The organism is Flavobacterium pedocola (genome assembly GCF_053764385.1).
The window spans coordinates 272,555-296,805 of the sequence record NZ_JBSNCR010000003.1; the positions used below are offsets into that span (position 1 = coordinate 272,555).

General features: G+C 42.4%; 23 protein-coding genes. 22 read left to right on the top strand and 1 reads right to left on the bottom strand.

The window, feature by feature from the left end; genetic code table 11:
• Positions 1–106 precede the first annotated feature (106 nt).
• The 6 genes from ACWPKD_RS08260 (at position 107) to ACWPKD_RS08285 (ending at position 8,238) form a co-directional block, all read left to right on the top strand.
• Entirely contained in the window at positions 107–1,201 is a 1,095-nt protein-coding gene (locus ACWPKD_RS08260) for an MBL fold metallo-hydrolase (protein WP_455412208.1), read from the top strand.
• Positions 1,202–1,394: 193 nt separating this feature from the next.
• Entirely contained in the window at positions 1,395–1,991 is a 597-nt protein-coding gene (locus tag ACWPKD_RS08265; protein WP_455412209.1) for a TetR/AcrR family transcriptional regulator, read from the top strand.
• Position 1,992: 1 nt separating this feature from the next.
• On the top strand, positions 1,993–3,318 hold the full coding sequence (locus ACWPKD_RS08270) for a TolC family protein (protein ID WP_455412210.1): 1,326 nt from the start codon (positions 1,993–1,995) through the stop codon (positions 3,316–3,318).
• 6 nt (positions 3,319–3,324) lie between these two features.
• Complete coding sequence (locus tag ACWPKD_RS08275; protein WP_455412211.1) at positions 3,325–4,398, top strand: efflux RND transporter periplasmic adaptor subunit; 1,074 nt, start codon at positions 3,325–3,327, stop codon at positions 4,396–4,398.
• A gap of 91 nt (positions 4,399–4,489) precedes the next feature.
• The gene (locus ACWPKD_RS08280) at positions 4,490–7,675 is read left to right on the top strand and encodes an efflux RND transporter permease subunit (protein WP_455412212.1); all 3,186 of its coding nucleotides are present in this window, start codon (positions 4,490–4,492) and stop codon (positions 7,673–7,675) included.
• Between the two features lie 86 nt (positions 7,676–7,761).
• A complete protein-coding gene (locus ACWPKD_RS08285; RefSeq protein ID WP_455412213.1) occupies positions 7,762–8,238 on the top strand; it encodes a hypothetical protein in 477 nt (158 codons plus the stop codon).
• Between the two features lie 122 nt (positions 8,239–8,360).
• Here ACWPKD_RS08285 and ACWPKD_RS08290 read toward each other — a convergent pair whose 3' ends face one another.
• On the bottom strand, positions 8,361–8,708 hold the full coding sequence (locus tag ACWPKD_RS08290; RefSeq protein ID WP_455412214.1) for a toxin-antitoxin system YwqK family antitoxin: 348 nt from the start codon (positions 8,706–8,708) through the stop codon (positions 8,361–8,363).
• A 212-nt stretch (positions 8,709–8,920) separates the two neighbouring features.
• Between ACWPKD_RS08290 and aspS the strand changes: the two genes are divergently transcribed.
• From aspS to ACWPKD_RS08370, 16 genes are all read left to right on the top strand, one after another.
• Positions 8,921–10,675 (top strand): aspartate--tRNA ligase, encoded by a 1,755-nt coding sequence (gene aspS, locus ACWPKD_RS08295; RefSeq protein ID WP_455412215.1) that lies wholly within the window; start codon positions 8,921–8,923, stop codon positions 10,673–10,675.
• Positions 10,676–10,842: 167 nt separating this feature from the next.
• A complete protein-coding gene (locus ACWPKD_RS08300; RefSeq protein WP_026980090.1) occupies positions 10,843–11,043 on the top strand; it encodes a cold-shock protein in 201 nt (66 codons plus the stop codon).
• Between the two features lie 229 nt (positions 11,044–11,272).
• On the top strand, positions 11,273–11,638 hold the full coding sequence (locus tag ACWPKD_RS08305) for an NADH-quinone oxidoreductase subunit A (RefSeq protein ID WP_455412216.1): 366 nt from the start codon (positions 11,273–11,275) through the stop codon (positions 11,636–11,638).
• 82 nt (positions 11,639–11,720) lie between these two features.
• Positions 11,721–12,272: an NADH-quinone oxidoreductase subunit B gene (locus ACWPKD_RS08310; RefSeq protein ID WP_455412217.1), complete on the top strand. Its 552-nt coding sequence runs from the start codon at positions 11,721–11,723 to the stop codon at positions 12,270–12,272.
• Position 12,273: 1 nt separating this feature from the next.
• Positions 12,274–12,795, top strand: a complete 522-nt coding sequence (locus tag ACWPKD_RS08315; protein ID WP_455412218.1) for an NADH-quinone oxidoreductase subunit C — start codon at positions 12,274–12,276, stop codon at positions 12,793–12,795.
• 24 nt (positions 12,796–12,819) lie between these two features.
• A complete protein-coding gene (locus ACWPKD_RS08320; protein ID WP_455412219.1) occupies positions 12,820–14,055 on the top strand; it encodes an NADH-quinone oxidoreductase subunit D in 1,236 nt (411 codons plus the stop codon).
• Positions 14,056–14,060: 5 nt separating this feature from the next.
• Entirely contained in the window at positions 14,061–14,591 is a 531-nt protein-coding gene (locus tag ACWPKD_RS08325; protein WP_455412220.1) for an NADH-quinone oxidoreductase subunit NuoE family protein, read from the top strand.
• A 4-nt stretch (positions 14,592–14,595) separates the two neighbouring features.
• Positions 14,596–15,963, top strand: coding sequence for an NADH-quinone oxidoreductase subunit NuoF (gene nuoF / locus ACWPKD_RS08330; protein WP_455412221.1), 1,368 nt, complete (start codon positions 14,596–14,598; stop codon positions 15,961–15,963).
• A 51-nt stretch (positions 15,964–16,014) separates the two neighbouring features.
• On the top strand, positions 16,015–17,043 hold the full coding sequence (locus ACWPKD_RS08335; protein WP_455412222.1) for a 2Fe-2S iron-sulfur cluster-binding protein: 1,029 nt from the start codon (positions 16,015–16,017) through the stop codon (positions 17,041–17,043).
• Positions 17,044–17,046: 3 nt separating this feature from the next.
• Complete coding sequence (gene nuoH / locus ACWPKD_RS08340; RefSeq protein WP_455412223.1) at positions 17,047–18,096, top strand: NADH-quinone oxidoreductase subunit NuoH; 1,050 nt, start codon at positions 17,047–17,049, stop codon at positions 18,094–18,096.
• A gap of 11 nt (positions 18,097–18,107) precedes the next feature.
• The gene (gene nuoI, locus ACWPKD_RS08345; RefSeq protein ID WP_455412224.1) at positions 18,108–18,650 is read left to right on the top strand and encodes an NADH-quinone oxidoreductase subunit NuoI; all 543 of its coding nucleotides are present in this window, start codon (positions 18,108–18,110) and stop codon (positions 18,648–18,650) included.
• A gap of 7 nt (positions 18,651–18,657) precedes the next feature.
• Complete coding sequence (locus ACWPKD_RS08350; protein ID WP_455412225.1) at positions 18,658–19,170, top strand: NADH-quinone oxidoreductase subunit J family protein; 513 nt, start codon at positions 18,658–18,660, stop codon at positions 19,168–19,170.
• Position 19,171: 1 nt separating this feature from the next.
• Entirely contained in the window at positions 19,172–19,492 is a 321-nt protein-coding gene (gene nuoK / locus ACWPKD_RS08355; protein ID WP_455412226.1) for an NADH-quinone oxidoreductase subunit NuoK, read from the top strand.
• Positions 19,493–19,498: 6 nt separating this feature from the next.
• On the top strand, positions 19,499–21,382 hold the full coding sequence (gene nuoL / locus ACWPKD_RS08360; RefSeq protein WP_455412227.1) for an NADH-quinone oxidoreductase subunit L: 1,884 nt from the start codon (positions 19,499–19,501) through the stop codon (positions 21,380–21,382).
• A 10-nt stretch (positions 21,383–21,392) separates the two neighbouring features.
• Positions 21,393–22,826 (top strand): complex I subunit 4 family protein, encoded by a 1,434-nt coding sequence (locus ACWPKD_RS08365; protein ID WP_455412228.1) that lies wholly within the window; start codon positions 21,393–21,395, stop codon positions 22,824–22,826.
• 14 nt (positions 22,827–22,840) lie between these two features.
• Positions 22,841–24,208, top strand: a complete 1,368-nt coding sequence (locus ACWPKD_RS08370; RefSeq protein WP_455412229.1) for an NADH-quinone oxidoreductase subunit N — start codon at positions 22,841–22,843, stop codon at positions 24,206–24,208.
• Positions 24,209–24,251: the final 43 nt, after the last annotated feature.

Below are 24,251 nucleotides of genomic sequence, written 5' to 3' on the forward strand. Positions count from 1 at the left end.
AATTAAACAGTTTTTCAAATGTTAATTTTTTTATAAAAACTTGGAAACTTTTTTAGTATCCAAAGTTTCCTGATTACATTTGCCCTGTAATTTAACAGCAACTAAAATGACTTTATTCTTCATAACCTTATTATTCATCACCTTACTAACCGTTTGGTTTTTAAACACTAAAGCTTTCGGAACGGCTCCAAAAGGCGTTCGTCTGGAAACCATAAAAGCATCGCCTAACTACCGAAACGGCGCTTTTCAGAACCTAAGCCCGACACCCAGTCTTACGGAGGATGCTACGTTTTATTCCGTGATGAAAGAATTTATGTTTGCTAAAAAAGAACGCAAGCAGCCCACGGAGGAAATCCCGGTGATCAAAACCAACCTTCATACACTGGATCCTCAAAAAGATACCATGATCTGGTTTGGCCATTCTTCGTATTTCATGCAATTGGACGGGAAAAAATTCCTGGTCGATCCGGTTTTGAGCCCGAACGCTTCCCCGGTTTCGTTTACTACCAAAGCCTTTAAAGGAACCAACCAGTATACCGTTGAAGACCTTCCGGCTATCGATTACTTGTTCATCACTCACGATCACTGGGATCATCTTGATTATAAAACGGTTAGCCAACTTCAGCCTAAAATTAAAAAAGTAATCTGTGGTTTAGGTACCGGAGCGCATTTGGAACGCTGGGGCTTCACTTCGGAACAAATCATTGAAAAAGACTGGCACGAGACGTTTGCTTTAGAAGAAGGCTTCACAGTGACTACAGTTTCGGCACGCCATTTTTCCGGCCGCGGTTTAAAACGCAATCAGTCGTTGTGGTTGTCTTTCGCCCTGAAAACACCTTCCATGAATGTATTTATTGGTGGTGACAGCGGTTACGATAGTCATTTCGCTAAAGCAGGAACCGAACTTGGCCCTTTCGATTTGGTTATTTTGGAAAATGGGCAGTATGACAAAAGCTGGAAACACATCCACATGATGCCCGAGGAAGTGATCAAAGCCACACAGGAATTGAAAGCTACGAAGTTATTCCCGGTGCATTCGGCAAAATTTGCCTTAGCCAACCATGAATGGGACGAACCGTTAAAACGCATTTCGCAATTAAGCCAAGAGACTGACATTCAACTGGTAACCCCAAGAATTGGAGAAATCACGTACCTGAAAGCCAATCAGAATTTTCCAAAATGGTGGGAGTTTACCAATTAATGGAACTATACAAAGCAAAACCCTTTTTAAACCCAATGTTTACAACACTTAACCTCAATGTTAAATAAATGTGAAAACTAAGGAAACTATTTTTGTGTTAAAAGTTTCCGTGATAAATTTGCATCACAATTCTGAATTTTTTGAACTCAAAAACGGTTTGATCAGCAAACGCTTCTAAATAATTTTACAGACTATGAAAGAGAAAATCACGTCCAAAGCCAGAGAAATGTTTTTAAAACTGGGTTTTAAAAGCGTGACTATGGACGACATTGCCGGAGAAATGTGTATCTCCAAAAAAACCATCTACAAATATTTCTGCAACAAAGAAATTTTAGTGGAGGAAACTACTGAAAGAATCCATAACGATGTTAACGAGAAAATCAACATCATCACCGAAAAAGGTTTCAACGCCATTGAAGAAAATTTTGAAATCCAGAAAATGTTCAAAGAGATGTTTAAATCGTATGACACCTCCCCAGTGTATCAGTTGAAAAAACATTACCCGTCGATTTTTGTCAAAATTCACGAAAAAAGCATCGAATTCTGCAGCGACAATTTCAGAAAGAATATTGAAAAAGGAATTCGCGAAGGTTTATACCGTGCAGATCTCGATATCAAAACCGCCGTTGAGTTTTACTACACCCTGATCTTCAGCATCAACGAAAACACCATGTCGGAAAGAGAAGCACAGGAACTGGAACTTAAAGCATTGGAATACCACACCCGCGCACTTGCTACGCCGAAAGGAATAGAAGAACTTGAAATACACTTACAAAATCCCAATCTATAACATGAGAAACATATTCATCACAACACTGATAGCCTTAGCCTTTTCAGCACAGGCACAGGACGTCAAAGAACTTACGTTAAAAGACGCACTTACCTATGCGCTTGAAAATAAAGCCGAAGCCAAAAAAGCAAAACTAAACGTAGAGAACAGTAACCATCAGATCGCTGAAGTACGCGCCATGGCCTTACCACAGGTTACGCTTAACGGAGGAATTACCAACAACCCCATCATCCAGCAAACCGCTTTTACCATTGGGGATGAAACCATGGTAGTGGAATTGGGACAGAAATGGAGCAGCATCGCCTCGGTAAACGTAACCCAAAACCTTTTCAACCAATCTGTTTTTACAGGTTTACGTGCCGCAAAAAGCACCCGTGAATTTTACAGTATCAACCAACAGTTAACCGAAGAGCAGGTTATCGAAAAAGTCTCTTCGAGTTATTATCAGGTTTATGTTTACGAGCAAAAACTGGCCATCGTGGAAAACAACTTAGCCAGCACCAAAAAAGTCCGCGACATCATCAAAGGACAGTTTGATAACGGTTTGGCCAAAAAAGTCGATTTGGATCGTATTTCAGTGAAAGTCAGCAACATTGAGGCAACCCGTCAGCAATTGCAGAATGCGGTGGAACTTCAAAAAAACACTTTGAAATTTTTAATCGGTATGCCGATGGATCAGCAGATCAAATTACCGGCCAATGTTATAGAAGTAACTGCTGAAGCCTTCACGGACAAAGCCGATACAAGTAACAGAACCGAAATGGCTTTACTGAAAAAACAGGAGCAGTTGCTTACCTTCCAGAAGAAAGCTTATCAGGCGGAATATTACCCTAACCTGTATTTAAGCGGCAACTTCGGTTATCAGGGCTTTGGAGACAAATTCCCTTGGGGCGCCACTTTTTCGGAAGACAAGGTTTTCTGGAGTGATTTCGCTTCGGTTTCCCTAAACTTAAGAATTCCGGTTTTCACAGGTTTCGGCACACGTTCCAGAGTTCGTCAGGCAGAAGTAAGCCTTAAGAAAATTGAAGAAGACATCAAGGACACCGAACTGGCTTTGAATTACAGTTTTGAAAATGCCAAAACCCAGATGAACAACAGCATCATCAACATCAAAACCCAAAAAGAAAACGCAGATTTAGCGAAAACCGTTTTGGAAAACACCAAAAACAATTACATCAACGGTCTGGCTTCGTTAACCGAACTTTTAGACGCTGAAAACGCCTTATCGGAAGCCCAGAACAATTACACTACTGCACAATTGGAATACAAACTGGCAGAAATACAAATCATCAAATCGAAAGGAGCTTTAAAAAATCTAATAAACTAATCACCCATGAATAAGAAAATAATCACCGGAGTAATCGTATTGGCCTCACTAGGATTAATAGGATTCATATTAAGCAAAAACAAAGCCAGCAACGAAGCCAAAACAGCCGTAGTGGCTGAAAACAACGCTAGTGTTGTGGTAAAAATCGATACCGTAAAAACCGAAGCCGTAAACCAGGATTTCGTAGCCAACGGTACGTTTGCCCCGGCTCAGGAATTGAATTTCGCAGCTGAAAAATCAGGTAAAGTAATCAGTGTACTGGTAAAAGAAGGCGACCGTGTAAGCAAAGGACAAACCCTTGCTGTGGTTCGTGGCGATGTCATCAACGTAGAAGCCCAAACCGCTAACGCCAATTATCAGAACGCCTTAAGCGATTACAACCGATTTGAAAGCGCTTACAAAACCGGCGGCGTTACCAAACAGCAGTTGGATCAGGCAAGAATCTACATGATCAATGCCAAATCAAGACTTACACAAGCCAACATCAATGTGGGCGACACAAGAATCAAAGCGCCTTTCAGCGGGATCATCAACAAAAAATACATTGAAGTGGGAACCATCCTAAGCGGTATGCCACCCACACAAATGTTCGAAATCGTAGACGTTTCCAAACTGAAATTAAAAGTAACGGTTAACGAAAACCAGGTGAGCAGCTTAAAAGTGGGCAGTCCGGTTAACGTAACAGCAACGGTTTTCCCTGATAAAACTTTCAACGGAAAAATCACTTTTATTGCTCCGAAAGCCGATGCCAGTTTAAACTTCGCCGTGGAAATTGAAATCGCCAACAACCCATCCGGAGATTTGAAAGCCGGAATGTACGGTACCGCGAATTTCGTTCCGACCACAACCGACAAAACACCGCTTATGATTGTACCGAGAACGGCTTTCGTAGGAAGTGTGAGCGCCAATGAAATTTTCGTACTGGAAAAAGACGGCAGTGCAAAACTGAAAAAAGTAACCGCCGGAAGAATCTTCGGAGAGCAGGTTGAAATCTTAGGAGGATTGTCCAACGGGGAAATCATCATCACCAGCGGACAGATCAACCTGACTGACGGAACCAAAGTGACGGTATTAAAATAATTTAGAAACAAGAAGCAAGAAACAAGAGTTAAACTGCCTACAAAAGTTACTCTTGGCTCTTGACTCTTGGCTCTCAAAGAATAAGACACATATGAAAATAGCAGAAATATCCATTAAACGTCCGTCGCTGGTAGTCGTACTCTTTACGATCCTTACCCTTGGAGGTTTGTTCAGTTACAGTCTTTTAGGCTACGAATTGATCCCGAAATTCGAACAGAACGTAATCAGTATCGCTACTGTATATCCCGGTGCTTCCCCAGGTGAGGTGGAAAATACCGTGACCAAAAAAATTGAGGATGCGATTTCCTCGATGGAAAACATCAAAAAAATCGAATCCAAATCCTATGAAAGTTTATCGACCATTGCGGTACAGCTTACCAGTGATGCCGATGCCGATGTGGCCTTAAACGACGCTCAACGAAAAGTAAATGCCGTTTTAGGGGATTTACCCGATGATGTAAAACAACCGTCTTTAAGTAAATTCTCCTTGAGCGACTTACCGATCATGACCATCGGGGCAAACGCTAAAATGGAAGAGGCTGAATTTTTCGACTTAATCGATAAAAAAATCAAACCGATTTTGTCCCGTGTAAACGGTGTGGCACAGATCAACCTTGTAGGAGGCTCGGAAAGAGAAATCCAGGTGAACATGGATGCCGACAAAATGAAAGGTTTCGGATTATCCGTTCCGCAGGTGCAACAGGCTGTTTTGGCCTCTAACCTTGACTTCCCAACGGGAAACATTCAAACGCGCGAACAGAAAATCTTAATCCGTTTAGCCGGAAAATATAAAACGGTAGAAGAATTGCGCAATCTGGTAATCGCCAGTGCCAATGGATCCCAGGTACGTTTAGGCGATGTCGCCGATGTGCAGGATGCTCAAAAAACCGCGGAAAAAATTGCCCGTGTAGACCAGAAAAACGCAATCATCCTTCAGATTATCAAACAATCCGATGCCAATGCCGTAGAGGTAAGTGAGCACGTTCAAGTATTGTTGGAGCAGTTGAAAAAAGATTATGCGAAAGACCATTTGGAACTGAATATCGCCAACGACAGTTCGGTATTTACCTTACAGGCTGCGGATTCCGTAATCCACGATTTGATCTTAGCCGTATTATTGGTGGCTTTGGTAATGTTGTTCTTCTTACACAGTGTGCGTAACTCGTTAATCGTAATGGTTTCCATTCCGGCGTCGTTGATTGCCACCTTCATCGGATTCGTACTGATGGGCTATACCTTAAACTTAATGAGCTTATTAGGCCTTTCATTAGTGGTAGGTATCCTGGTGGATGACGCGATTGTGGTCCTCGAGAACATCTACAGGCACATGGAAATGGGTAAAAACCGTGTCCGTGCCGCCTACGATGCAACAGCTGAAATCGGTGGTACCGTAACGTCGATCACCTTGGTAATCGTGGTGGTATTCCTTCCGATTGCGATGAGTACCGGGTTGGTGTCCAACATTATTACCCAGTTCTGTGTGACCGTAGTAATTTCCACCCTTTTGTCCCTAGTGTCCTCCTTTACCATCGTGCCTTGGTTGTCTTCCCGTTTCGGAAAACTGGAGCACATTGAAGGAAAAAACCTGTTCGGAAGAATCATTTTGGCTTTCGAGGCCGGATTGACCCGTTTCACGAATTTTATCAGCGGATTGTTGGAATGGTCGTTAGCAACTACTTTCAGAAAAGTTGGAATTATCGTTGGAATTACCATATTGTTTTTTGCAACGCCTATGATAATGATGGGCGGCGGTTATGTTGGAGGGGAATTCTTTGCCCGTTCCGATGCCGGAGAATTTTTAGTGCAGATTGAAATGCCGAAAGACGCTTCTCTGGAACAAACCAACTTCATGACCCAAAAAGCAGAAGCTTTCCTTAAAAAACAGGAAGATGTAACCAGTCTGATCACTACAGTAGGACAAACCTCTGAAGGATTTTCCGGAACACAGGCTACCGCTTACAAATCGGAAATCCGTGTAAAAATGGTGGATCAGGACGAGCGTGAAGACGATTCTTATGTATATGCGGCCAAAATCAAACGTATGTTACAAAAAGAATTGGTGGGCGCTAAAATCAGAACGGTTGGTATGAGTATCATGGGTACTGCGGAAGAAGCTCCGTTGGCCTTAGTGGTAACCGGAACCAGTTTAGACAGCGCAATGGTATTTGCCAAAGCAGCCGAAAAAGAATTGTACACCATTGCCGGAGCCTCTGAAATACGTTTATCGGTAGAAACCGGAAACCCGGAAATCAACGTAAAAGTAGACCGTGATAAAATGGCGGCACTTGGCTTGAACCTTCAAACGGTGGGAATGACCATGCAGACCGGCTTCAGCGGAAATACAGACAGCAAATTCCGTGATGGAGAATACGAATACGACATCAACTTAAAATACAACGATTTCAACCGTAAAAATATTGACGATGTAAACAACCTGACCTTTACCAACGCTGTGGGGCAACAAATCAAATTATCCCAGTTCGCAGAAGTGAAAGAAGGTTCAGGACCGAGCCAATTGGAGCGTCGTGACAGAACGGCGTCCGTAACGATCAAAGCACAAACCGTGGGACGTCCCGGAGGTAGTGTGGCAGCAGACTGGCAGGCGAAATTTGAAAAAATTCACAAACCAACCGGTGTCAACTACGTTTGGGGCGGGGATATGGAAAACCAGACGGAAGGTTTCGGTACTTTAGGATTTGCATTATTAGCGGCGATTGTATTGGTATACTTAGTGATGGTTGCTTTATATGACAGTTATGTTCACCCGTTTGTGGTATTGTTTTCGGTACCGTTATCGCTTATCGGAGCCATGCTGATCCTTGGATTGACGAACAATTCCCTGAACATCTTTACCATATTAGGTATTATCATGTTGATCGGATTGGTGTGTAAGAACGCGATTATGTTAGTAGACTTTACCAATCAACGTAGAGCGGCTGGTGAAACGGTGCATACGGCATTGATTCAGGCGAACCACGCTCGTTTACGCCCTATCCTGATGACCACAATCGCGATGGTGTTTGGTATGTTACCGATTGCCTTAGCTTCCGGAGCGGGTGCAGAATGGAAAAATGGCTTGGCTTGGGTAATCATCGGAGGATTGATTTCTTCCTTGTTCCTTACTCTTGTCGTAGTACCGGTTATTTATGATGTGATGGACAGAATCGTACATAAATTCACCAAAGGGGAAACCAAAGATTATGCGGCTTTAATGACAGAAGAATATGTGGCGAATGAAATCAGTGAAGACGGTTTCACCCCAACCCATAAAATGTAATGATTAGTTAATTTAATTTGTGAAAAGGCCGCTGCTGTTTTGTAGCGGTTTTTTTATATTTTTGAATTAAACTAAAAATCATTTTCATGAAAAAACTTATTTATTTAATCGCTTTAATTGGTCTAACCGGATGCAATTCTGATTCTTATGAAAACCAGTCTGCAGTAAAAAATGCGGAAAAACAAAATGCAACACTGAAAGGAGGAGGCACAAAACCTACTTGTCTTTTTGATTTTACAGTGACTGCCTCACAACATCCTACAATTGCCAACACTTCAGTTATTACATGGGATATAAGCAATGCTGTCTATAGTTCCAATACCTCTTCGTCTATCGAAATTCAGCCCTTGGATTATTGCGGACTTGATGGTCAGGGATCCGGAACCTCACTCTCGGTAATCACATTCCCAGTAAATATATTTACCACTACCAGCCTTAATATCAATCATGTTCCTTTTCAGCGCAAATGTTATATGTGGCGTTTTATAAATCAGGGGCGTATGGAAAACGGTCAAAGCTGCTATACTGCTACAGATTGGGAATATTTCAGCTTATACTATTAAAACATTTCTCTTCTAAAAAACAAGAATGGCTGTCACTACTCTGTAACAGCCATTCCTCTTTAAAAACGGTGGTGTTTTAATCCTACAAACAGATTTAATCTTTTCTGCTTTACAGACCGTGATTAATTTCTGTGTGCCAACCCGTCTTTAGACCATTTTTTAACATCGGAGATTTTACTTTTCGTATAATCAACTTCTGCTAAATTATTGTTATTCCAGAAAAACCATTTTCCGGTTTTCATTCCGTCGGTATATTCTCCAATGGATTGTTTCGATCCGTCTTCGTTAAAAGCAACCCAACTTCCGTGCAATTTGCCATCTTTATAAAACCCTTCCTGTTTCACCTGACCGTTATCGTAATAATAGGTAGCTTTCACCGTCTTTCCGACAATCTCATATTTAGGTTCGATATTTTGTGCAAATAATACTCCTGAAAACAGTAACAATCCTGCAATTAAGTTCTTTTTCATAGCGCTTGTGTTTTAATAGGTTAGCAATTATAAAAACGAATTTACAATTATATTTTACACAAAAGAAACTTTTGCTTAACAATTTCGTAACATTGAGCAAAACTTAACACAATCAAGTATTTTCCTACAAATTTAAAATTACTTCCTTTATTAACCTTCTAAGTTTCAAACTCGGAAATAAAAACATAAATTTGCGACAAATTTTTTTTGAAATGTACAGAAGTCATACCTGTGGCCAATTGAACGCCGCAAACATAAATACAGAGGTTACTTTAGCCGGATGGGTGCAAAAATCACGCGACAAAGGATTCATGATCTGGGTGGATTTGCGTGACCGTTACGGGATTACCCAGTTAATCTTCGACGAAAGCCGTACCGATAAAGCCGTTTTTGAGTTAGCCAAAACCTTAGGCCGTGAATTCGTAATTCAGGTAAAAGGAAACGTAATCGAGCGCGAATCAAAAAACCCCAACATGGCGACCGGGGACATCGAAATTTTGGTTTCGGAACTGACCGTATTAAATGAAGCCATCACACCTCCGTTCACCATCGAAGACGAAACCGATGGCGGGGAAGACATCCGTATGAAATACCGTTACCTGGACATCAGAAGAAATCCGGTAAAGAACAGTTTGTTGTTCCGTCACAAAGTAACGCAGGAAGTACGCAACTATCTTTCAGCCAAAGATTTCTGCGAAGTAGAAACACCATATTTAATTAAATCCACGCCGGAAGGGGCTCGTGATTTCGTAGTGCCTTCGCGCATGAATCCGGGACAGTTTTACGCGTTACCGCAATCCCCGCAAACGTTCAAACAATTGTTGATGGTGGGCGGTATGGACAAATATTTCCAAATCGTAAAATGTTTCCGTGATGAGGATTTACGTGCGGACCGTCAGCCGGAATTCACACAGATTGACTGTGAAATGGCCTTTGTGGAACAAGAAGACATCTTAAACATCTTCGAAGGACTGACCAGACACTTATTAAAAGAGATAAAAGGGATCGAAGTAGACAAATTCCCAAGAATGACCTACGATCACGCCATGAAAACCTACGGGAACGACAAACCGGACATCCGTTTCGGAATGGAATTCGGTGAATTGAATGCCGTGGCTCAACATAAAGATTTTGGCGTATTTAATACTGCGGAATTGGTAGTCGGAATCGCGGTTCCGGGCGGAGCATCCTATACAAGAAAAGAAATCGATGCCTTAATCGACTGGGTAAAACGCCCACAGGTTGGAGCTTCAGGTATGGTCTACTGTAAATTGGAAGCAGACGGCAGCCTTAAATCTTCGGTAGACAAATTCTACGATCAGGACGATTTGAAAAAATGGGCGGAAGCTACCGGTGCCAAACAAGGTGATATCATTTTTGTATTGTCTGGACCGGCAAATAAAACCCGTTCACAATTAAGTGCGCTGCGTATGGAAGTGGCAACGCGTTTAGGTTTACGCAAACCGGACGAATTTGCTCCGTTATGGGTTGTAGATTTTCCGTTATTGGAATTCGACGAAGAAAGCGGACGTTACCATGCGATGCACCACCCCTTTACCTCACCGAAACCGGAAGACATCGACTTATTAGCAACCAATCCGGGTGCTGTAAGAGCCAATGCTTACGATATGGTGTTGAACGGAAACGAAATTGGAGGCGGATCGATCCGTATTCATGACAAAGAAACACAACAGCTGATGTTCAAATATTTAGGCTTTACCGATGAAGAAGCGAAAAACCAGTTCGGTTTCCTAATGGATGCTTTCCAGTTCGGAGCACCGCCGCATGGAGGTTTAGCCTTCGGATTAGACCGATTGGTAGCGATTTTAGGCGGCCAGGAAACCATTCGTGATTTCATCGCTTTCCCTAAAAACAACTCCGGAAGAGACGTAATGATTGATGCACCATCCGTGATCGACAACAAGCAGCTGGATGAACTATTCATAAAGCTAAACTTAAATTCTTAACGATAAAGCGGCCTGTTGGTCGCTTTTTTGTTTTTCTAATAAATAGTTAACTTTTGTTCGGACTTTTCAATACTTAAACATTTTTTTTGAAAATTTTTTACTAAAAACTTGTTTGGTTTAAAAAAAAGTCTATCTTTGGAATATTATTAATTTTTTTTTATTACAGAATGCGCACAGGCAAAGTAAAATTTTTCATTGAATCCAAAGGATATGGATTCATTACAGACGATGAAACAGGAAATGATATTTTCGTTCACGCAACAGGTTTAAAAGCTGAAGGCTTAAGCGAAGGAACAAAAGTTTCTTACGTTGAAGAAGAAGGAAGAAAAGGTAAGGTAGCTGCTCAGGTAGCTGTTATCGAAGATTAATATATATTTTTGATTACCTGAATGTACAAACCACTCCAAATCGGGGTGGTTTTTTTTATTAAGAACTTTCTGAAAACTCCTAACAACAAGGTGTTAATTATTTGTAATTAGTCTAAATATGTTTTAACTTTAAAAGAGTATAAACGCGAAATTCATCAAAAAATTACGTTGTGTATAAAATTAAGGAATGTATATTTGTGAATTCATTTTCTTTTAAGAGAGTAAAAACATGCAAACTAACCAAATCGACTACATTCCAATCATTATGCAGCTGCTTTTAGCTACAGGGTTTGTAGGTACTACAATAGTAATTTCGGGACTTTTGGGCCCAAAAAGACATTCCGCAAACAAAGACAAGAATTTCGAGTGCGGAATCGAGTCCGTAGGAAATGCACGTATTCCTTTTTCCGTTAAATACTTTTTAGTAGCCATCCTGTTCGTTCTTTTCGACGTGGAGGTGATTTTCATGTATCCCTGGGCGGTAAACTTCAAAGCGATGGGCTGGGAAGGATTAGCCAAAATGGGGATCTTCATGGGGCTTTTGGTCGTAGGGTTTTACTACGTGATCAAGAAGCGAGGTTTAGAATGGGAATAAAGGTAGTGTTCTAAATGCTGGATTTTGAATTAGACATAAACCTTAGTTCATCATTCAAGATTTAAAATTTAAAATATTAAAAATGAGCGATTCATCAAAATATACAATGGTAGACGCACCGGAAGGCTATGCCGGAGAAGGTTTTTTTGCTACCAAATTAAGCGACGTGGTAGGATTGGCGCGAGCGAATTCGTTATGGCCTTTACCTTTTGCGACTTCTTGCTGTGGTATCGAATTCATGGCAACCATGGCTTCCCACTATGACGTGGCGCGTTTCGGATCCGAGCGTATGAGTTTCTCTCCGCGTCAGGCCGATATGTTGCTGGTAATGGGAACCATCGCTAAAAAAATGGCCCCGATCTTACGTCAGGTTTACGAACAAATGTCTGAACCGAAATGGGTTATCGCTGTAGGTGCCTGTGCTTCTTCCGGAGGGGTTTTCGACACGTATTCCGTACTTCAGGGTATCGACAAAGTAATTCCGGTGGATGTATACGTACCGGGTTGCCCTCCAAGACCGGAACAAATCTTAGACGGTATCATGAAATTACAGGAAATTGTAAAAAGTGAATCAGTAAGAAGAAGAAGTTCCGACGAATACAAAGACTTATTAGGTTCTTATAACATCAAGTAAAATGGCTTTAGAAACCTCAGTAATCCAAAACAAACTGATTGAAAACTTCGGATTAAAAGTGTCCGATTTTGTTCAGATCCACGATATCTTAACCTTTGAAGTAGCACCGGATTCCATCCTGGAAATCATGCAGTTCTTAAAAGACGATGCTACGATGCGTTTTAACTTCCTAACCGACCTTTGCGGGATCCATTACCCGGATTATGACAAAGACCGCCAGTTTGCCGTGGTGTACCATTTGCACAATTGGGTGGACAATGTTCGTATCCGTATTAAATGTTACCTGAATGCAGATGCTCCGGAAATCGATTCGGTTACTCCTTTATACTTGGGAGCAAACTGGATGGAAAGAGAAACCTATGACTTTTTCGGTATCATCTTCAAAGGGCATCCACAGTTGAAACGTATTTTGAACATGGATGAAATGACCGTATTCCCGATGCGAAAAGAATTCCCGTTGGAAGACGGCGGAAGAACCGACAAAGACGATCGTTTCTTCGGAAGAACCAAACAAAATTGCTAATAGTAACCTGAAATAACAACCCAAATGTCAGATCTATTATTAACGCCGGAAGCCCGATTTGCCAAAGAAATCGAGAAAAGAAGAAACGAAGACGGAAGTGAACTTTCGGTTTTGAATCTTGGGCCAACGCACCCGGCTACCCACGGAATTTTCCAGAACATCCTTTTGATGGACGGAGAGCGTATCGTAGACGGCGAAGGAACCGTAGGCTACATTCACCGTGCCTTTGAAAAAATCGCTGAAAACAGACCTTTCTACCAAATCACCGTATTGACGGACCGTATGAACTATTGTTCGGCACCGATCAACAACATGTGCTGGTGGATGACCCTGGAAAAAGCCTTAAACATTGAAGTGCCGAAACGTGTACAATACATGCGTGTAATCGTAATGGAATTGGCGCGTATCGCAGACCATATCATCTGTAACTCCGTATTAGGAGTAGATACAGGAGCCTTAACCGGTTTCTTGTACGTGTTCCAGTTCCGCGAAAAAATCTATGAGATTTACGAGGAAATCTGTGGCGCGCGTTTAACGACCAACATGGGCCGTATCGGTGGTTTCGAAAGAGACTGGAGCCCGGCGGTTTGGGAAAAACTGGACAAATTCTTAGAAGAGTTCCCTCCTATCTGGCAGGAATTCGAAAACCTTTTGACCCGTAACCGTATCTTCATGGACCGTACCATCAACGTGGGACCTATTTCTGCGGAAAAAGCGATAAGCTACGGTTTTACCGGACCTAACTTACGTGCTGCCGGAGTAGATTACGACGTTCGCATGATGCAACCATATTCTTCGTATGAAGATTTCGACTTTAACGTACCGGTAGGACAATCGGGAGATACTTATGACCGTTTCTGCGTTCGTAATGCGGAAGTTTGGGAAAGCTTGAGCATCATCAAACAAGCCTTGGCTAAAATGCCGGAAGGCACTTTCCACGCGGATGTTCCGGAATACTACCTGCCTCCGAAAGAAGACGTATATTCTACCATGGAGTCCCTGATCTGGCACTTTAAAATCGTAATGGGTGAAGTTCCGGTTCCGTTAACCGAAGTATACCACGCGGTAGAAGGAGGTAATGGAGAACTTGGTTTCTATCTGATTACCGACGGAAGCCGTACCCCGTACAGACTACATTTCAGAAGACCTTGTTTTATATATTATCAGGCATTTAACGATATGGTAAAAGGACAGATGTTATCCGACGCCATTGCAACTTTATCGAGTTTGAACGTTATCGCCGGAGAATTAGACGCTTAATGATTATGGAAAAATATATCTACAAACAGGATATCAATATCACGCCGGAATTAATGACCCGCATCAACGAACTGATCAGTCATTATCCGGAAGACAAAAGAAAATCGGCTTTATTGCCTGTGCTGCACGAAGTACAGGACGCTCACGACAACTGGTTGAGCTACGAACTGCAGGACAAGGTAGCCGAAATCCTGAACATTCAACCGATTGAAGTTTACGAAGTGGTATCGTTCTATACGATGTTCAACCAAAAACCGATCGGGAAATACATGTTCGAATTCTGCCGTACTTCTTGTTGTGCAACACGCGGTGTGGAAGACTTAATGGATTACACCTGCAACAAATTAGGCATCAAGGAAGGTGAAACTACCGTTGACGGCATGTTTACCGTAGTGGGTGTGGAATGCTTGGGTGCTTGCGGTTATGCGCCTATGATGCAAATCGGGGATTTCTACCACGAGAATTTAAACCAGGAAAAAGTAGATCAGTTAATCACCGACTGCAGAGCCGGTAAAATAACGTTACACGATAAATAATACCATGGGAAGAAAGATATTATTAGATAAGATAAACATTCCGGGTATCAAAACCTACGAAGTGTACCGCCAAAACGGAGGATATGCTTCCGTGGAAAAAGCGTTGAAACAGATGACCCCGGACGAAGTGACCGAAGAAGTAAAAACTTCCGGTTTACGCGGTCGTGGTGGCGCAGGATTCCCAACGGGATTGAAATGGAGCTTCATCGACAAAAAATCAGGAAAACCAAGACATTTAGTTTGTAACGCCGACGAATCCGAACCGGGTACATTCAAAGACCGTTACTTAATGGAATACATTCCGCATTTATTAATCGAAGGAATGATCACTTCAAGTTATGCTCTTGGGGCAAACTTGTCGTACATCTACATCCGCGGGGAGTACATGTGGGTTTACAAAATTCTTGAAAGAGCCATCAAAGAAGCTTATGCGGCAGGATGGTTAGGAAAAAACATCTTAGGAACCGGATTCGATCTAGACTTGCACGTTCATTGTGGCGCGGGTGCTTACATCTGTGGTGAAGAAACAGCACTTATCGAATCGTTGGAAGGCAAAAGAGGAAACCCAAGAATCAAACCGCCTTTCCCGGCTGTTAGTGGTTTATGGGCGAACCCAACCGTGGTAAACAACGTAGAATCCATTGCTGCAGTGCCTTGGATCGTACTGAACTCCGGAGAAGAATACACCAAAATCGGAATTGGACGTTCTACCGGAACAAAATTGATTTCCGCTTCAGGACACATTAAAAACCCAGGGGTTTATGAAATCGAATTAGGTTTGTCCGTAGACGAATTCATGAATTCCGACGAATATTTAGGAGGAATGTTAAACGACCGACCATTAAAGGCATTAGTGCCAGGTGGTTCTTCGGTGCCGATTCTTCCTGCGAATTTAATTTTCAAAACCGCTAACGGAGAAGACCGACTAATGACCTATGAGTCGTTATCGGACGGAGGTTTCGCTACAGGTTCCATGTTAGGATCCGGAGGTTTCATCGTGTACAACGACACTACCTGTATCGTTCGCAACACCTGGAATTTCTCCCGTTTCTACCACCACGAATCGTGTGGGCAGTGTACCCCGTGTCGTGAAGGAACAGGTTGGCTGGAGAAAATCTTACACCGTATCGAAAACGGTCACGGCCGTGAGGAAGATATCGAACTGTTGTGGAGCATTCAGAGCAAAATCGAAGGAAACACAATCTGTCCTTTAGGGGATGCCGCTTCCTGGCCTGTTGCGGCGGCGATCCGCCACTTCAGAGAAGAGTTCGAATACCACGTTCGTTTCCCGGAAAAAGTAAAAAACAGAGATCACTTTGTGCACGAGCCTTTCGAAAAAGTGCGTCACTTAGTTGGAAAAACAATAGTATAACCCAAGTCGAAAGTTGAAAAAAGTAATTTTTTCGCTTTAAACAAAAGCAATATGAAAGTAACAATAGACGGTCAGGAAATACACGTAGAACCGGGGACCACCATCCTGCAGGCTGCGCGAATGATTGGAGGCGAGTCCGTACCGCCGGCGATGTGCTACTACTCCAAATTACAAGGAAGTGGCGGTAAATGTCGTTGTTGTCTGGTAGAAGTATCGAAAGGTAGTGATGCCAACCCTACTCCTATGCCTAAATTGGTTGCCTCTTGTGTAACCGGTGTGATGGATGGAATGGAAGTGAACAGTAAAAATTCTGCCCGTGTGGAAGAAGCAAGAAAATCGGTTACCGAATTTTTGCTGATCAACCACCCGTTGGATTGTCCTGTTTGTGACCAGGCCGGAGAGTGTGATTTACAGAATTTGAGTTTCCAGCATGGAAAATCAGAAACCCGCTTTGTCGAAGAAAAAAGAACCTTCGAACCGGAAGATATCGGCCCTAATATTCAGCTGCACATGAATCGTTGTATTTTGTGTCAACGTTGTGTATTGGCCGCAGACCAATTAACAGACGGCAGAGTTCATGGTGTAATCAGTCGTGGGGATCATGCGCAAATTTCAACTTGTCTATCCAAAGCCATAGACAATGAATTCTCCGGAAATGTAATCGACGTTTGTCCGGTTGGCGCTTTAACCGATAAAACCTTCCGTTTCAAATCGAGAGTTTGGTTCAACAAACCTTACAATGCGCATAGAAACTGCGACAAATGCTGCGGAAAAACCACCGTTTGGATGTTCGGTGACGAAATTCAGCGTGTAACAGCCCGTAAAGATGAGTTCCATGAAGTGGAAGAGTTCATCTGTAACACGTGTCGTTTCGACAAAAAAGACGTTAACGATTGGGTAATCGAAGGACCTCGTAAATTCGAGAAATTCTCGGTTATCAACAGAAATAATTATGCGTTGAATATACCAAAAGTAGAAATCCAGACGGAGAAACACATTTTGGAAGGACGCGATCAGGACCAGAAACGTATCAGTATGGTGGAGGTTCCGGAAAACGGTAATGGTAATTCAAACTCATAAGACATGGACAGTGCAATTATCATAGAAAAAGGGATTTTTATCCTGGCAATCTTCGCAATAACCATGTTTATGGCGATGTATTCCACTCTGGCAGAACGCAAAATCGCTGCCTGGTTACAAGACCGTGTAGGTCCTAACCGTGCTGGTAAAGGAGGTATCTTACAGCCTTTAGCCGACGGTTTAAAATTATTTGCCAAAGAAGAGTTCATGCCAACCACACAAAACACCTTCCTATTCACTTTAGGACCGGCGATTTCGATGTCGATGGCCTTAATGACCAGTGCCGTTATTCCTTGGGGTGACAAACTGGAAATCGCAGGCAGAACCGTAATCCTTCAGGCTACGGATATTGACGTGGCAATGTTGTACATTTTCGCGGTTTTATCTGTTGGCATATATGGTATCATGATTGGAGGTTGGGCTTCCGGCAATAAATTCTCGTTAATGAGTGCCATGCGTGCCTCTTCCCAGATGATTTCCTACGAAGTGGCCATGGGATTGGCCATTATCGCCTTAATTATGGCAACCGGTACGTTGAGTGTACGTGAAATCGCGGCACAGCAATCCGGTTTCTGGAACGACGGCTGGTTTACCTGGAACGTGTTCAAACACCCGGTAGGTTTCTTAATCTTCCTGGTTTGTTCCTTTGCGGAAACCAACAGAACGCCTTTCGACTTAGCAGAATGTGAGGCCGAGCTTATCGGTGGTCACCATACGGAATATTCTTCCATGAAAATGGGCTTCTATTTGTTTGGGGAATATGCGTCCATGTTTATCTCATCGGCTATCATCTCCATTTTATACTTCGGTGCTTACAACTACCCTGGATTCCAGTGGGCAGTGGAGAACTGGGGCGTAAATGCGGCGAACATCTTAGGCATCATGGCCTTATTTATTAAAATCTGTTTCTTCATCTTCTTTTACATGTGGATCCGTTGGACCGTTCCGCGTTTCCGTTATGACCAGTTGATGAACTTAGGATGGAAAATGTTGATTCCGTTAGCGATCGCAAACATTGTTATTACGGGCTTGGTAATTGTACTAACCCAATAAAACTTGAAAGCATGTCATTAGATACCATTTCATTATCAGGAAAGAAAAAAGAGGTTTCCAACAAGAAGATGACTTTTTGGGAAAGCCTTTATCTGGTTGCGATCTTTAAGGGATTGATGATTACCATCCGTCACCTGTTCAAAAGAAAAGTAACCATCAAATACCCGGAACAAAAACGTGAATTAAGCCCTGTTTACAGAGGTCAGCACATGCTGAAGCGCGACGAGTTAGGAAGAGAAAACTGTACAGCCTGTGGGATGTGTGCCGTTGCCTGTCCTGCCGAAGCCATCACCATGAAAGCAGCGGAAAGACAACCGGGAGAAGAATTGTTATACCGTGAGGAAAAATATGCCGAAATCTACGAAATCAACATGTTGCGTTGTATTTTCTGCGGATTATGTGAAGAAGCATGTCCGAAAGACGCCATTTATTTGACCGAAACCAAAGTTATGGTAGCTTCTGCAAGTAACCGTGAAGATTTCATCTACGGAAAAGATAAATTGGTTATGCCGCTTACTGAGGCTATGAAAAACCGTCAAAATCAGGTACGTTAATATGGGAATGGGAGAAATTATTTTTTACGCTTTAGCCACTATTACACTTGGAACTGCTTTATTGACCATTTTCAGCAGAAACCCAATTCACAGTGCACTGTCTCTGGTCGTTTGTTTCTTTTCAATCGCCGGACACTATTTATTACTGAACGCTCAGTTTTTAGCCATTGTACACATCATCGTGTATTCCGGCGCCATCATGATTTTGATGTTGTTCACCATCATGTTGATGAACCTGAACAAAGACGACGAATCACATAAACCGATAGCCGCCAAAATTGCCGCCACCATAGCGTTCTGCTTGGTTGGATTGGTATTATTGGCAGGTTTATTACGCACCAAACCGGTGGTGGAAAGCTACTACTATTCAGGAGAAGATTTCCAGTCCATCAAGGTATTGGGCCAAGTATTGTTAAACGAGTATATGGTACCGTTTGAATTTGCTTCCGTATTGTTATTGGTAGCGATGATCGGAGCGGTATTGATCTCCAAAAAAGATAAAGAAAAAAGCCTTAAATAATATGGAAACGATTTTAAAAGAAATTGGGGTAGAAACCTATTTATACCTGTCCGCCTTATTATTCAGCATAGGCGTTTTCGGGATTTTATTAAGAAGAAATGCCATCATCATGTTCATGTCCATCGAGATTATGCTGAATGCAGTCAACATGATGTTAGTAGCTTTTTCAACGTACCATCAGGATGCCTCCGGACAAGTGTTCGTATTCTTCTCGATGGCGGTGGCTGCAGCCGAAGTAGCCGTTGGACTGGCAATTCTGGTATCGATCTTCAGAAACCACGGATCGGTGGATATTGATAATTTAAAGAATTTAAAAGGATAAGCCCGAATGGAGACAAGTTTAGTTTTACTCTTATTGTTGGCCCCGTTTGTTGGGTTTTTATCTAATGTATTTTTAGGGAAGCACTTCGGCAGAACCGGTTCCGGCGTTTTGGGAACCTTGGCAGTTGTGGCTTCTTTTATTGCCACTGTAATTTTCTTTTTGCAGGTGAATGCCACCAAAGAGGCAATCCCTCCTATTCATTTATTTGACTGGATCGCGATGGGAAAATTCAGCATTGGTTTTGATATTTTATTAGATCAGTTGTCGTTGTTATGGTTGTTGTTCGTTACAGGAATCGGTTCGTTGATTCATATGTACTCGATCAGCTATATGCACGACGATGAGAATACACACAAATTCTTCTCCTACTTAAACCTGTTCATTTTCTTTATGATCATGTTGGTGGTGGGAAGCAATTTACTGATCATGTTCATCGGATGGGAAGGTGTTGGATTGTGTTCTTATTTGCTTATCGGCTTCTGGTACAAAAACCAGGAGTATAACGATGCGGCTAAGAAAGCGTTCATCATGAACCGTATCGGGGATTTAGGGTTCCTTATCGGAATCTTCATCCTTGGCTACTTGTTCAACACCTTGGATTTCATGACCATCAAGCAAGCTATTTTAGCAGGAAAAGGAACAACGGATATAGCATTGATTGCTACGGCGGCACTTTGTTTGTTCATCGGTGCTTCCGGTAAATCGGCTCAGATTCCTTTGTACACCTGGCTACCGGATGCGATGGCGGGACCTACACCGGTTTCAGCTTTGATCCACGCGGCCACGATGGTAACCGCTGGTATTTTCATGATCACCCGTTTAAACTTCCTTTTCGAATTAGCACCGGATGTGAAAATGGTGATTGCTGTGGTAGGGGTTTTTACCGCTTTAGTAGCAGCCGCCATTGGTTTGGTTCAAAACGATATCAAAAAAGTATTAGCATATTCAACGGTTTCCCAATTAGGGTTAATGTTCTTGGCCTTAGGTTTGGGTGCCTACGAAGTAGCGGTGTTCCACGTAATTACACATGCCTTCTTTAAAGCGTGTTTATTCTTGGGATCCGGTTCGGTTATCCACGCTTTACACGGTGAGCAGGACATGCGAAACATGGGTGGTTTACGCAAGGCGATGCCGATTACCTTCATCACCATGTTGGTATCAACGTTAGCCATTTCCGGAATCTTCCCTTTTGCAGGATTCTGGTCTAAAGATGAAATCTTATTAACGGCTTTCCATGGTAATACGGCTTTATGGGTTTTAGGCTCTATCGCTTCGATCATGACTGCTTTTTATATGTTCCGTTTGATGTTCTTGACTTTCTTCGGGGAGTTTAGAGGTACGGAAGAACAAAAACACCATTTACACGAAAGCCCGGCTTTAATTACGGTTCCCCTAATCATTTTAGGAACATTAGCAGTAGTGGGTGGTGCTATTAATTTACCGGGAAGCAACTGGTTGAACCACTATTTGGCTCCGTTGTTCAAAGGACACGAAGCACATCATTTGGATAACACCGCTTATATGCTGATGGGAATTGCCACGGTGGGTGCTTTGATCGGAATCGGCATTGCTTACAGCCTGTATATCAGCAAAAAACAAGTTCCGGAAGCAGACGACAAAGTTCAGGACTTACATAAAGTTTTGGCCAATAAATTCTATTTGGACGAAATCTATATGGCCGTAATTGTAAAACCGATTTACGCTTTGGCGAAATTCTCCCGTGACTATATCGAAAAAGGTCTTGCCAATGTGGTTTTCGGTTTCGGAACCGTGGCCGATGGTTTGGCCCTGCAAGGAAAAAAAGTACAGAACGGAAACATCGGTTTCTATCTGTTCGCCTTTGTATTCGGACTTTGCTCGGTAGTGTATTATTTATTCTTCGTACGATAATCTCATAAAAATGGACGTAACTATTTTACTCATACTTTTATTCATCGGAGCCGTAGCCACGTATTTTTCCGGAAATGCGATTGCTTCCAAAGTAGCCTTGTTTTTCAGTGTGGCCGCCTTGGGTGTTTCGCTGGCCCTTATCAATCAGTTTTCACAAGGGACCGACATCAGTTTTTCGGCACAATGGATTAAAAACCCGAACGTATTGTTCGCTTTAAAAGCAGACGGGCTTTCCTTAGCGATGGTGCTTTTAACCACGGCTTTAACCCCGTTGATCATCCTTTCCGGTTTCGGAAACAACTTCAACAATGCTAAAAACTTCTATGCTTTGGTGCTGTTCATGGCTTTTGCTATGGTTGGTACCTTCTTGGCATCGGACGGATTTGTATATTATATCTTCTGGGAACTTTCGTTGATCCCTATCTATTTCATCGCCTTGATTTGGGGGAATGACGATGCGGAAGAACGCAAAAAAGCCGTTATTAAATTTTTCATTTACACCTTCGCAGGATCGTTGTTCATGTTGGCGGCTTTCATCTATTTATACCAAAAAGCAGGTTGTTTCAAATGGGATGTTTTGGTTGGCTTGAATTTATCGTCTACGGAAGAATTCTGGATTTTCATGGCCTTCTTCTTGGCTTATGCGATCAAAATCCCATTGATTCCGTTCCACACCTGGCAGGCAAATGTATACCAGAAAGCACCGACTATCGGAACGATGTTGTTGTCCGGTATCATGCTTAAAATGGGATTATACTCCGTATTGCGTTGGCAGTTGCCGATTGCCCCTAATGCAGCTAAAGAATTGCAGTACATCATCATCGGTATGGCACTTGCAGGCGTAGTATACGGTTCCATCGTCGCCTTGAAACAAAAAGATTTAAAGAAATTATTGGCCTATTCCTCCTTAGCACACGTTGGTTTAATTGCTGCAGGATGTTACGCCTTGAATATGGACGGTTTACGCGGAGCGGTTTTACAGATGATCGCACACGGTTTTGTAATCGTTGGTTTGTTCTTCGCTGCCGAGGTAATTTACCGTCGTTATGAAACCAGAACCATCAGTGAAATGGGCGGTATCCGTCAACAGACGCCGAAATTCGCTTCGATGTTCATAATCTTGGTATTGGCTTCCGTGGCTTTACCGGGAACCTTCAACTTCGTGGGTGAGTTTACCGTTTTATACAGTTTGTTTACAGAAAACATGGTGTTCGCCATCATCGGTGGAACCACAATCATATTAGGGGCATTTTATATGTTAAGAATGTTCCAGCACGCGATGTTAGGAGAAACAAATGCAAAAACTTTTGCTGATGTATCAGTATCAGAAGGAATTGTATTTGTGGCCATTATCGGTTTTTTACTGTTCTTCGGATTGTACCCGAAACCGATTATCGAGTTCATCACACCAAGCATCCAGGAAATTTTAGTACACGTTAAATAATTTAGACCTACAGAATGAATACACTTATAGCAATTGCAGTTTTAGGCGTTATCGTCCTTTTAGCTGAAATTTTCAACTTAAGAAAAGCCATTATTCCTGTAACCATTGCAGGTTTAATTGCAACATTGGGTCTAACCGTAACCGATTTCGGGGTAAACGAAAGCCACTTCAACAACATGATTGTGGTGAACAATTTCACCGTAACCTTTTCCGGTTTGTTTATAGTGCTGACGATTTTCCTGATTTCACTAAGCGCTAACTTCTATCAGGACCGCGCTTCCAAGATTTCCGATTTCGTTTCCATCAAATTGTTCCTTTTGGCAGGAGCCGTTTCCATGGTCTCTTTCGGAAACTTAGCGATGTTCTTTTTAGGAATTGAAGTCTTGTCGATTTCTCTGTACATTTTAGCAGGAAGCGACCGTTTGAACATCAGAAGTAACGAAGCGGGTATGAAATATTTCCTGATGGGATCGTTTGCTTCAGGGATCATCCTTTTTGGAATCGCCTTGATTTACGGTGCCGTAGGATCTTTCGACATGAACATGATTTATGAGGCCTCCAATTCCGCTACTACTGTGGATTGGTTCTATATCGGAGTTTCCATGATTACCGTGGGAATGTTGTTCAAAATTGCGACCGTTCCGTTCCATTTCTGGGCGCCGGACGTGTACGAAGGGGCACCTGCCCTTACTACCGCAACCATGAGTACTTTAGCAAAAGTAACTGCTATGGCAACGTTCTTCAAACTGAATCAGGCTATGAACGGCAACATGAAATTTGAATACGAATTAGTAATCGTGATCGTTTCCATTGCTTCCATGACCGTGGGTAACCTTATGGCCTTACGCCAGAATAATATCAAGAGAATGTTAGCGTTTTCCGGTATTTCACACGCCGGTTTCATGATCATGGCCTTGTTGAACCTGGAAAGTGCTACCGGAAGTTTGTTCTACTATACTGCTGCTTATGGTTTGGCTGGTATCGCCGCATTCACCGTGATCTTGTACGTTTGTAAAGGAAAAAACAACGAAGACATCGAAAACTTCAACGGCTTAGGAAAAAGAAGCCCGTTAATGGCAGGCATCTTAACCGCTGCTTTATTATCGATGGCGGGTATTCCGATCTTCTCGGGATTCTTTGCAAAATTCTTCCTGTTGAATCAGGTGTTAAACGCCGGATGGTTGGTCTTGGTGATAGCCGGGGTAATCAATTCCATGTTGGCGGTTTACTATTATTTCAGAGTAATCAGTGCAATGTACACGAAAGAAGCTTCCGAGGAAGCCACAAAAGTTCCTTTCGAATTTTACATCGTTGCCGTTTTGGCGATGGGCTTGAACATTGCAATCGGGGTTTTCCCTTCCGCTTTGATGGATTTGTTCTAAAAAAATCATTATACAATAGAAAAAGGCTGTTCATAAGTTTGGG